Source organism: Gracilibacillus oryzae, from assembly GCF_009498735.1.
GTDB lineage: Bacteria > Bacillota > Bacilli > Bacillales > Amphibacillaceae > Gracilibacillus > Gracilibacillus oryzae.
In genome coordinates this window covers 45365-54361 of sequence record NZ_ML762431.1, presented here as the reverse complement: position 1 = coordinate 54361, position 8997 = coordinate 45365, and the positions used below count along the sequence as shown (strand labels likewise).

General features: G+C 38.3%; 6 protein-coding genes. All 6 read left to right on the top strand.

The annotated features are described in order from the left end of the window. The first annotated feature begins 1017 nt into the window (after window positions 1–1017). Window positions 1018–2454, top strand: a complete 1437-nt coding sequence (locus tag F9U64_RS11690; protein WP_194287351.1) for a M17 family metallopeptidase — start codon at window positions 1018–1020, stop codon at window positions 2452–2454. Then, complete coding sequence (locus F9U64_RS11685) at window positions 2451–3146, top strand: copper homeostasis protein CutC (RefSeq protein WP_153403605.1); 696 nt, start codon at window positions 2451–2453, stop codon at window positions 3144–3146. The genes F9U64_RS11690 and F9U64_RS11685 overlap by 4 nt, the downstream gene beginning before the upstream one ends. Window positions 3147–3510: 364 nt before the next feature. Next, window positions 3511–4170, top strand: a complete 660-nt coding sequence (locus tag F9U64_RS11680; protein ID WP_194287350.1) for a YesL family protein — start codon at window positions 3511–3513, stop codon at window positions 4168–4170. A 15-nt stretch (window positions 4171–4185) separates the two neighbouring features. Continuing rightward, complete coding sequence (locus tag F9U64_RS11675; protein WP_153403601.1) at window positions 4186–6438, top strand: helix-turn-helix domain-containing protein; 2253 nt, start codon at window positions 4186–4188, stop codon at window positions 6436–6438. Window positions 6439–7110: 672 nt separating this feature from the next. After that, window positions 7111–8058: an ABC transporter permease gene (locus F9U64_RS11670; RefSeq protein WP_153403599.1), complete on the top strand. Its 948-nt coding sequence runs from the start codon at window positions 7111–7113 to the stop codon at window positions 8056–8058. 12 nt (window positions 8059–8070) lie between these two features. After that, window positions 8071–8976 (top strand): carbohydrate ABC transporter permease, encoded by a 906-nt coding sequence (locus F9U64_RS11665; protein ID WP_153403597.1) that lies wholly within the window; start codon window positions 8071–8073, stop codon window positions 8974–8976. Window positions 8977–8997: the final 21 nt, after the last annotated feature.

Sequence of the window (8997 nt, the reverse complement as noted above, 5' to 3'; positions counted from 1 at the left end):
CAGTGAGATAAAGCGGAAAACGAGAGCAAGCAGAAAGCAGTTTTCCTGTTAAAAGTGAAATAAAGCGGAAAACGAGAGCAAGCCGAGAGCAGATTTCCCGTTAACAGTGAGATAAAGCGGAAAACGAAAGGAAGCAGGCGCTAGATTCCCCGTTAACAGTGAAATAAAGCGGAAAACGAAAGGAAGCAGGCGCTAGATTTCCTGTTAAAAGTGAGATAAACCGGAAAACGAAGAGAAGCGGAGAGCAGATTTCCTGTTAAAAGTGAGATAAAGCGGAAAACGAGAGCAAGCAGAAAGCAGTTTTCCTGTTAAAAATGAGATAAAGCGGAAAACGAGAGCAAGCGGAGAGCAGATTTCCCGTTAAAAGTGAAATAAAGCGGAAAACGAGAGCAAGCCGAGCGCAGTTTTCCTGTTAAAAGTGAGATAAAGCGGAAAACGAGAGCAATCAGGAAGTAGATTTCCCGTTAAAAGCGAGATAAAGCGGAAAACGAGAGCAAGCCGAGCGCAGTTTTCCTGTTAAAAGTGAAATAAAGCGGAAAACGAGAGCAAGCAGAAAGCAGTTTTCCTGTTAAAAATGAGATAAACCGGAAAACGAAGAGAAGCGGAGAGCAGATTTCCTGTTAAAAGTGAGATAAACCGGAAAACGAGAGCAAGTGGAGAGCAGTTTTCCTGTTAAAAGCGAGATAAAGCGGAAAACGAAAGGAAGCAGGCGCTAGATTTCCCGTTAAAAGTGAAATAAAACGGAAAACGAGAGCAAGCCGAGCACAGATTCCCCGTTAACAGTGAGATAAAGCGGAAATCCAAAGGAAGCACAGTAAAGATTTCCTGTTAACACTGAAGCGCTCATTCACCTTCCCACATACCTCACAATAAAAATGAGAAAAATGTAATGAAATTTCCTTTTATATGATGGATCAATTCTCCTATTGATCCACAATCACCCAATTAGTTATAATAGAGAAGACTGAAATCGATTACACATTATGTCAAAAAGTCAAGGAACTGATGAATGGCATCATGACATTACAACCAGAACAGATTATTGCAAAGCATTCTATTAAAAAGGGAGTAATGATAATGAAGCTATCCATTGTATTGAATCATAAGCAATTAGACTCGAAATTCCGGATGATTAGTCACGAAGATACGGGAAATCCTAAGCTTATTTTCGTTGATGAACAATATTATTTAATTGCCAATATTGATGCTTTGGAAAATCTGGAAGATGTTAGAATGCTTGGTGGTAAAATCAGAAAAAAAGTACAAGAAATCAATGTGTCGGAAGTGGAGATATATTTCTACCAATTGATCGAAGTATTGAGCCATTTCTCAGAAGAAGAGCTGGTTACAGCATTTATGGAAGGCTGGTATCTAGCTTCCTATCAGTTTAACAAGTATACCCCCGTTAAATCAAAAGAGAACATCACCACTGTATTTTCGAAAAGGGAATACATTACCCTCGCAAAAAAAGCGATCACCCGGGCGAATGCGGTGAATGTCGCACGGGATTTATGCAATGAGCCTGCCAATAAACTTACCCCAGCCATTTATGCAGAAAGAATAGAATCCCTTTTTAAAACTACCAAGGCAACTGTGGAAATTATCGGACAGGAAGACTTGATAGATAGGGGATTTATCGCAACAGAGGTGGTGGGAAGAGGCAGCAGTAATGCCGCAGGAGTTGCGATCATCTCACTCAAAAATAATCCTTCCGATGCGAGTCAAACAGCACTTGTTGGAAAAGGGGTTACCTTTGATACAGGTGGAACCAATGTGAAGACAGCGAGAGATATTGGCGAAATGAAAATGGATATGGGTGGTTCGGCGGCTGTAGTTGGTGCAATGAAGTTATTAGCAGATATGGATGCTGATGTTAATGTGACTGGCATCCTGCCGCTTGTTACCAATGTCGCTGGCAGCCGTGCGTATTTGCCTTCCGATATTATTGAATATGACAACGGCAAAGTGGTTGAGGTTGGGAATACAGATGCAGAAGGTCGTCTCATTTTAGCTGACGGTATTCTTTATGCTCAGAAAATCGGCGCTAAAACAATTATTGATATCGCCACACTGACAGGTGCTATCGGCGGAGCCTTGGGATTAAAATATGCTGGTATTTTTTCCACAAATGAAAGACAATTATGGCATTATAAAACATTGGGAGAAAGATGCGGGGATTATATCTGGCCAATGCCGCTTGTCGAAGATTATTATGATTATTTAAAAAGTACAGTGGCTCACATCAATAACATGAGCAGTTCATCATATGGCGGAGCGATCACTGCAGCAATGTTTCTCAAAAGTTTTGTATCGAGTGAGTGTGACTGGGTACATATCGATATGGCGAATACAGTAAGACCATGGAAAGAACAGGGTTATTACGTGCCTGGTGCATCTGGATTTGGAGTGAGACTGCTGACAGAAATGATTTTGAATAAGGAGCTGGTAGAATGATATTAGAAGTGATTGTCCAAAATGCCGAAGAGGCGAGACGTGCAGAAGAATTAGGTGCAGACAGGCTGGAACTTGTGGCAGCTATCAGTGAAGGTGGATTAACGCCAAGTCATGGAACGATAAAAAATGTATTAGAAAGTGTCACCATACCTGTGCAGATCATGATCCGTCCGCACGGCTATCATTTTCACTATACGAAAACAGATAGGACTGCCATACTGGCGGATATCGAAAATGTCATAACCCTTGGCGGAACAGGGATTGTTTTTGGTGCATTAAAGGAAGATCATACCGTTGATGAAGAATGTTTAACACAGATAACCTATTTATTTCCAGAGATAGACATCACATTTCACAGAGCTTTTGATGAGGTGACTTCCCAATCGGAGGCATATCTGACACTGGCAAAATATAAACAGAATATAAGAAGAATATTAACGTCCGGTGGAGAAAAGGATTGTTTGACAGGTGTGAACAAACTGTGTGAACTGGTTGAATTATCCCATAAAATGAACGGCCCTCATATTATGCCAGGCGGCGGGTTAACTCTCGATAATATTGGATCCATTCATGAAAAAGTTAAAGCATCTCAATATCATGTTGGCAGTTCGGTGAGGAAGGAGCAGTCTTTTGAACAGGACTTTGATGAACATTCCATCACCACATTAGTCCATTCGTTGAAAAATGAATAAGGAAATGGACTTATTTTATCTTGAAAAAACCATTTATTCGTGAAATCGCTTTCTATTTTGACTGGATTTCTGTTATGATAGAGATAACAACAAGAAGGGGGAGATATCTTGCTGAATGTGAATGGTTTTTTTAGGCATCCTTTTCCGCCCGGGTGGTTAAGTCAGAACTCCTATCAAACTACTTTTTCTATTACAAAATACTCTACATAATAATGGAATCGCTTTCTTTTAGGTCACCATTCGGAGCGAAAGTTAATCTGCTTTTCAAAGTCACACTTTACTTTGTCTAATTTCTTGACATAAGTGAAGGATAAAATTGGATTTTTTGTTATGATTGTTACAACAAAGAATGGGAGGAGATATCATGGTAAATATGAATGGTTTTTTTAGACATTTCTATACATTTGGTTACTGGTTGGCTAAAATGATGATCTTGAACATATGCTGGATAGCCTTTACACTGCTTGGTCTTGGATTGTTTGGTATTGCTCCTGCCTCTTTAGCATTAACGAACATTGTACATAAGTGGTTTGCGGAGGGAACAGAAGTACCAATCCTAAAGGAATTCTGGAGCGCTTATAAGAAGAACTTTGTGAAAGCAAACGGGTTATTTTTCGTATGGATATTAATAAGCCTGTTCTTGTATATGGACTATTTTATATCAAAAAATTATATTCAGTCTTTTTATTTTCATATCATACTTATGCTGTTAATTGCCATCAGTATCGCTAGTTTTGCACACTTCCTGATCGTGTTTGTCCGTTACGAGCTGCCTTTTTTCCATTATTTTAAACAGGCACTTCTGATCGCGCTGGCAAGACCGATGGAAACAATCGCCATGTTTGTTTCGCTTATTATTTTATACTATTTATACAGTTTTCTCCCTGTATTGACTGCTTTTGTAGGGGTGTCCCTGACACTTTATCCAATTCTCTGGTTTTCCTACAGGGCATGTGTATCAGTAGAAGAAAATAAAGAAAAGGTTGAACAAAAAAGTAAAACCCCCTCGTTTGGAAAAAGCTGATGAGGAGGGTGCATATTGATAAAATCTAAACTGTTTATTAATTATATGTTCTCTTATTTAATTGTTTTCTTTGTGCCATTTGTTATTATGAGTTCGATTATTTACCTTCAGTCTGTAAGCAATCTGAAGCAAGAGATAGAGCAATCCAATCTGGCGCAGCTTCAGCAGGTTGCGAATATAACAAATGAAAGGGTCAATGAATTAGAATCGATTTCCAACAGGATTTCACAGGACCCGAGATTAACACCATATATGATTAACCACCAATATTACGGGCTGGAAGCGATCGATGAACTGAAAAAATATAAAGCCAACAGTTCGATATTAGAAGAGCTATTAATCTATTATCATCAAAGTAACACCATCTATTCATCTGAGGGATCGTACAGTATACCTGCTTTTATAAACAGGTACAACTTTCTTGATATTGATATGACTATTCTCGATGGTCTGCTGCATTCGAAGATTCCTTATAATGTGCCTTTTGAGAGAAAAGCAAATTACGGGGAAAATGATCGATTTGTTGCATATTTTGTCCCATTAACGTTCAACAGTAACAGCACATACGGCTCGGCAGTATATTTAATTAAAGAAAAGAGCCTGAATGAATTAATCCAGAATGTAATGGGAGATTTTAAAGGAAATGCCTATATCCTGTCAGCAGATAATGAAGTGCTTGCATCATCAATCAAGGATACCACTGTCAATATTGCAGAATTGGATTTTGCGCAAAGTGAGAATCAAAGAATCAATCCAATCAAAATAAATAATGAGAACTATTCCATGGCTTCAGTGGAATCGTCTGTAACTCAGTGGAAATTTGTCATTGTGATGGAAACCAATCAGTTTTTTGAGCGGTTAGCTGATACCCAATTACTCGTAATCTTGCTGTGTATTAGTGTGTTTGTGATAGGTGGATTGTTAGCGGTTCTGCTTGCCCGGAAACAATATAACCCGATACGTTCTTTATTTGACTCTGTCAGTCATAACCGAAAAGTGAACAAGGGAATCAACGAATTAGAAACAATCAAACAGACGGTCACTTCTGTTTTTGAAGAACATGAGAAATTAAGTGAGACCGTGTTTCAGCATCAATCCTTTGCACGAGATCAGTTTTTAACCAAAGTATTGAAAGGTGACTTCAAAAAAGAAGCAGAGATCAAGAATTATATTGATACATTGCAGTTGCATTTATCAGGTGATTATTATGCATCCTTTATTATTTCATTTGAACATGGCCGATCCTCATCAAGAAAGCTTGTGGAGCATGAGAAGGTTTATGAAATTGTTAATAGCTTCACAATGGATGATGTAAATGTATATGGAGTTGATTTGTTATATGTCGACGCTATAGCTTTGATTGTCAGAGTCAATGGAGGGGCAAATGCTGCTGTTAAAAAACGCAATCATTTTGTCGAAATGCTTCAGGAAGAGCTGCAGCAAAATCTCAGTATGAAGTCCGTCATCAGCATTGGATCGATTGTTGACAAGCTGACACTTATTAACAGGTCCTATATTGAAGCATTAACTGCTTTGGAATATAAGCTATTCTACACACAAGGAAGCTGTATTTATTATGAAGATATTGAGCAGGAACAGACAGCTAATGTAGGATACCCTAAAGAAGAACTGTTAAAAATTGTCCAGAGTGTGAAGCATGGTGATAATCAGGTTGCAAAAGAATCGCTTCATTCTATTTTTGACAGTATGCATAAGAAAGAAATATCGGCACCATTTCTGAAGGCAATCTGTTATGAAATAATCAATACGATTATTAAAACAATCTCCGAAGTGGGTGTGACGCCTCAGAAAGAACAATTAGAGGCTGTGTTTGATTTTCAATCGTTTGAGGATTTATATGAGGAACTTTCGGAAATTATTGAGCAGGCTTGTAATGAAGTGAACAACAATAAGAAAAGCCATAATGATCAATTACGAAATAATATTATTCATTACTTGGATGAAAATTATCATTTGTATGATTTATCGCTGGAAAAGCTGGCATTGGAATTTCAATTGTCTGCATCCTATGTAAGCAGATTTATTAAAGAACAGACAGGCTATAATTTTAAGCAATATGTCCAGCAATTAAGGATTGAAAAGGTTAAGCAGGATCTGGCTACAACAGATAAGCCGATAAAATCGATTGTATTGGATGTTGGCTATAAAGATGTCGCGAACTTCACAAGGAAATTCAAAAATATCGCAGGAATCACCCCAGGAAAATATCGTCAGGTATATGGCAAGCAAACAGGCACAGAAGCATAATGAATATAGTGAAATGAATCTCTTGATTTAGGGAGATTCATTTTTTCTTTTTCTGGAGATGGGGAGAGGACATTTTAGTATTAGGCTGCCGCTAATGAATGTGTTCTGTAACAAAGATGAAGTTATGAAGCTATGAACGTGTCATAGCATCAAAACAAGCCAGAGTAGATGAAGCTATTTCTAGAGGTTGATATTCGTTCCCCTCATTAGTCAAGAAAACCAAATAAAGCTGGGGAAAATGCGAGACTCCAACGGGAACAGCACGAGTCTGAAGGCCCCGCAGAAAAGCGGTTTTTGCTTTTTGAGGAGACTGAAGCCGTGCCCGTGGTAAAGAAGACACTACGAAATTGATTTTTGATTGAGTAGATGTCGCACTTATGCCTGTGGTGAACGTGAGTATTTTCCCCAGCGGTGGCAGTGCACTCTCTACATTAGTACATTAGCAACAAAAACAACCAAATCCCCATCAAACCAGCATTCCCAGCTGATTGTCAATCCTGACATATAGGTCAAGTTCTACATATCCAATGCTGATGAAAGCCTATATTTATAAAGGATTCACGCTTTCTCCAGGCCTTTAAGTGACAATAAAAGTCAAGAACGACATATTGATAACGCTTTCTTAAATTAGCTATGATGAAACCAGATAGCAGAAAAAGGAGGAATCAAAAAATGAGTGTAGGATCAGCCGTAACGAAACAAGAAAAAACATTGAAAAAAAAAAAGAATAGAAAAATAATTCAAAATTGGCAACTGTACATTTTTATTCTGCCAGCATTTTTGTACTTTATTATTTTTCATTATGTACCAATGTACGGTATTCAAATAGCTTTTAAAGATTATGTACCTACCTTGGGCTTTTTAGGAAGTGAATGGGTAGGGTTAGAACACTTTGAACGGTTTTTTAATTCCTATTATTTCTGGGATCTATTAAAAAATACGTTAGGCATCAGTATTTATGAGTTAATCGTAGGTTTTCCATTACCGATTATACTGGCACTTTTATTAAATGAAGCGAAAGACGGATTTTATAAGAGAACAGTCCAAACGGTAACGTATGCACCACACTTTATATCTGTTGTGGTTATCTCAGGTATGATCATTGCTTTCCTGTCACCAACAACAGGGATTATCAATCATATTATCGGGTTTTTCGGCCTGGAACCAATTGCCTTTATGAGTGATCCTGCCTGGTTTAAAACAGTATATGTATTGTCTGGTGTGTGGCAGAGTACCGGTTGGGGGACGATTATCTATCTGGCAGCTTTATCAGGTGTGGATCCACAGCAGCATGAAGCCGCTATAGTAGACGGTGCCTCAAGATTTCAGCGAATTTGGTATATCAATATTCCGACGCTCGTTCCGACGATGGTTATCTTACTTATTATGAATCTTGGAAATATTATGGCATTAGGATTTGAAAAAATCTTACTATTGCAAAATCCATTAAATATGGAGTCTTCCAATGTTATTGCGACATTTGTTTATCAAGCAGGTTTATTGGACGCACAATACAGTTTTGCTGCTGCAGTAGGTCTATTCAACGCAGTGATCAATGCCATTTTATTAATTGTCGTGAATCAAATTGCCCGCAAAACAAGTGAAACAAGCTTATGGTAAAGGGGTGGAATTATGGAATCAACATTATATGAATCAAAATCAGATAAGTTATTTAAGTTTTTTGTCTACTCATTTTTAACGATTGCATTAGTAGCTGTGCTCTATCCGCTCATCTATATTATCAGTGCATCGATCAGTAATCCCACTTATGTGAACTCAGGGGAAATGTGGCTGCTGCCAAAGGATATTACCTTTGAAGGTTACCGGTTGATTTTTGGAAATGACAGCATTTGGCAGGGGTATTTAATGACATTAGTCTACACTGCTTTAGGAACTTTGATTAATTTGCTGGTAACCATTCCGGCAGCCTATGCCCTGGCAAGAAAAGATTTCTATGGCAGAGGGTTTTTCACAGCAATGTTTGTTTTGACAATGTTTTTTACAGGTGGGCTTATCCCAACTTATTTAGTAGTAAGAGATCTAGGCTTAATTGACACAATCTGGGCAATGGTGCTGCCAAATGCCGCTGCTGTCTGGAATATTGTGATTGCCCGAGTGTTCTTCCAGTCAACGATTCCAAGAGGATTGGAAGAAGCAGCGATTATTGATGGCGCATCAAACCTAAAGCTGTTCTTTAAGATTATATTGCCACTGTCTGCACCGATTATCGCGGTAATGGCATTATTCTATGGTGTTGGTCACTGGAACGGATATTTCAATGCCTTAATTTATATCTCTGATCGTGATTTATTTCCATTGCAGCTTGTGTTACGCGAGATATTAGTATTACAGGACATGTCCTCTAATAATGCGAATATGACCGCAGAAACAGCGCAGTTAATTCACAGTAACCAACAGCTTGCCGCCATTATTAAATACGGTGTCATGATTGTTTCATCTTTACCGGTCATTATTGTTTATCCATTTTTGCAGAAGTATTTTGTCAAAGGTGTCATGATTGGTTCATTAAAAGGATAAACAACAGACTCTTTAAAGGGG